A 1,596-nucleotide genomic window follows, 5' to 3' on the forward strand; every position below is an offset into this window, starting at 1 on the left:
GGGGTCGTCTCAGAAAACGGAAAATAAAGCACGCTAAGGCATAGCCGAACCTGCCAAGCTTGCTCCACCCTGTAGTGACGCGATCAGCGGGCAGGAAACGTTCCCCCTTCGCGCATGGCAGGCGCACACCAACTCAGACAGCACGGCCTCCATGCGCGCCAGGTCAGCCATTTTCTCGCGCACGTCCTTGAGCTTGTGCTCGGCCAGACTGCTGGCTTCCTCGCAATGGGTGCCATCCTCCAGCCGCAGCAGCTCGGCGATCTCATCCAGGCTGAAGCCCAGCCGCTGGGCTGATTTCACGAAGCGCACCCGCGTTACATCCGCCTCGCCATAGCGGCGGATGCTGCCATAGGGCTTGTCAGGCTCCAGCAACAAGCCCTTGCGCTGATAGAAACGGATGGTCTCCACATTGACCCCGGCCGCCTTGGCGAAAACGCCAATGGTCAGGTTCTCCAAATTGTTTTCCATATCGCTTGACTCCGTACATGAGTACGGAAGTAAGGTTACGCTATCCAATTTCAATTCGAAAGGACAAGCGCATGTCTGAACCAAAAACCGGGCGCGGCGCGCTCTTCACTGGAGGGCTTGCAGCCATCCTCGCCTCGGCTTGCTGCCTCGGGCCGTTGGTTCTGATCGCCTTGGGGTTCAGCGGCGCTTGGATCGGCAACTTGGCGGTGTTGGAACCCTATCGCCCCATCTTTATCGGCGTGGCGCTGGTGGCGTTGTTCTTCGCCTGGCGGCGCATCTACCGGCAGGCAGCGGCCTGCAAACCGGGTGAGGTCTGCGCGATTCCCCAAGTGCGAGCTACTTACAAGCTCATTTTCTGGATCGTGGCCGCGCTGGTTCTGGTCGCGCTCGGATTTCCCTACGTCATGCCATTTTTCTACTGATCGGAGTTCACCATGAAGAAACTGTTTGCCTCCCTCGCCCTCGCCGCCGTTGTTGCCCCCGTCTGGGCCGCCACCCAGACCGTCACGCTGTCCGTACCGGGCATGACCTGCTCCGCCTGCCCGATCACTGTCAAGAAGGCGATTTCCAAGGTCGAAGGCGTCAGCAAAGTTGACGTGACTTTCGAGACACGCCAAGCGGTCGTCACCTTCGACGATGCCAAGACCAGCGTGCAGAAGCTGACCAAGGCAACCGCAGACGCGGGCTATCCGTCCAGCGTCAAGCAGTGAGTCACTGAAAACGGCACCGCAGCACAACGGACGTCATTGTCTGGCGCCACAAACGATAAAGGATCTGTTGCATGACCCATCTAAAAATCACCGGCATGACTTGCGACTCGTGCGCGGCGCACGTCAAGGAAGCGCTGGAAAAAGTGCCAGGCGTGCAGTCGGCGCTGGTGTCCTATCCGAAGGGCACAGCGCAACTCGCCATCGTGCCGGGCACATCGCCGGACGCGCTGACTGCCGCCGTGGCCGGACTGGGCTACAAGGCAACGCTAGCCGATGCGCCACTGGCGGACAACCGCGTCGGACTGCTCGACAAGGTGCGGGGATGGATGGCCGCCGCCGAAAAGCACAGTGGCAACGAGCCCCCGGTGCAGGTAGCGGTCATTGGCAGCGGTGGAGCCGCGATGGCGGCGGCGCTGAA

The 1,596-nt window shown here is 61.0% G+C and carries 4 protein-coding genes; 3 read left to right on the forward strand and 1 reads right to left on the reverse strand.

The window, feature by feature from the left end:
- Window positions 1-33 precede the first annotated feature (33 nt).
- On the reverse strand, window positions 34-468 hold the full coding sequence (gene merR / locus AC3A6M_RS24760) for a mercury resistance transcriptional regulator MerR (RefSeq protein ID WP_003131969.1): 435 nt from the start codon (window positions 466-468) through the stop codon (window positions 34-36).
- Window positions 469-539: 71 nt separating this feature from the next.
- Here merR and merT point away from each other — a divergent pair, with 71 nt between their 5' ends.
- The 3 genes from merT to AC3A6M_RS24775 all read left to right on the forward strand — a co-directional run.
- Complete coding sequence (gene merT / locus AC3A6M_RS24765) at window positions 540-890, forward strand: mercuric ion transporter MerT (RefSeq protein ID WP_003131974.1); 351 nt, start codon at window positions 540-542, stop codon at window positions 888-890.
- A 12-nt stretch (window positions 891-902) separates the two neighbouring features.
- The gene (gene merP / locus AC3A6M_RS24770) at window positions 903-1,178 is read left to right on the forward strand and encodes a mercury resistance system periplasmic binding protein MerP (RefSeq protein WP_003131987.1); all 276 of its coding nucleotides are present in this window, start codon (window positions 903-905) and stop codon (window positions 1,176-1,178) included.
- Window positions 1,179-1,249: 71 nt separating this feature from the next.
- Window positions 1,250-1,596, forward strand: a 347-nt coding sequence (locus tag AC3A6M_RS24775) for a cation transporter (RefSeq protein ID WP_182367583.1), incomplete at its 3' end; no start/stop codon positions are given.

The sequence above is a fragment of the Telluria sp. Soil_C_11 genome (assembly GCF_057657395.1).

Bases quoted from the DNA above. Each gene is read 5' to 3' on its own strand.
- merR (WP_003131969.1), bottom strand. From the start codon at position 468: ATGGAAAACAATTTGGAGAACCTGACCATTGGCGTTTTCGCCAAGGCG.
- merT (WP_003131974.1), top strand. From the start codon at position 540: ATGTCTGAACCAAAAACCGGGCGCGGCGCGCTCTTCACTGGAGGGCTT.
- merP (WP_003131987.1), top strand. From the start codon at position 903: ATGAAGAAACTGTTTGCCTCCCTCGCCCTCGCCGCCGTTGTTGCCCCC.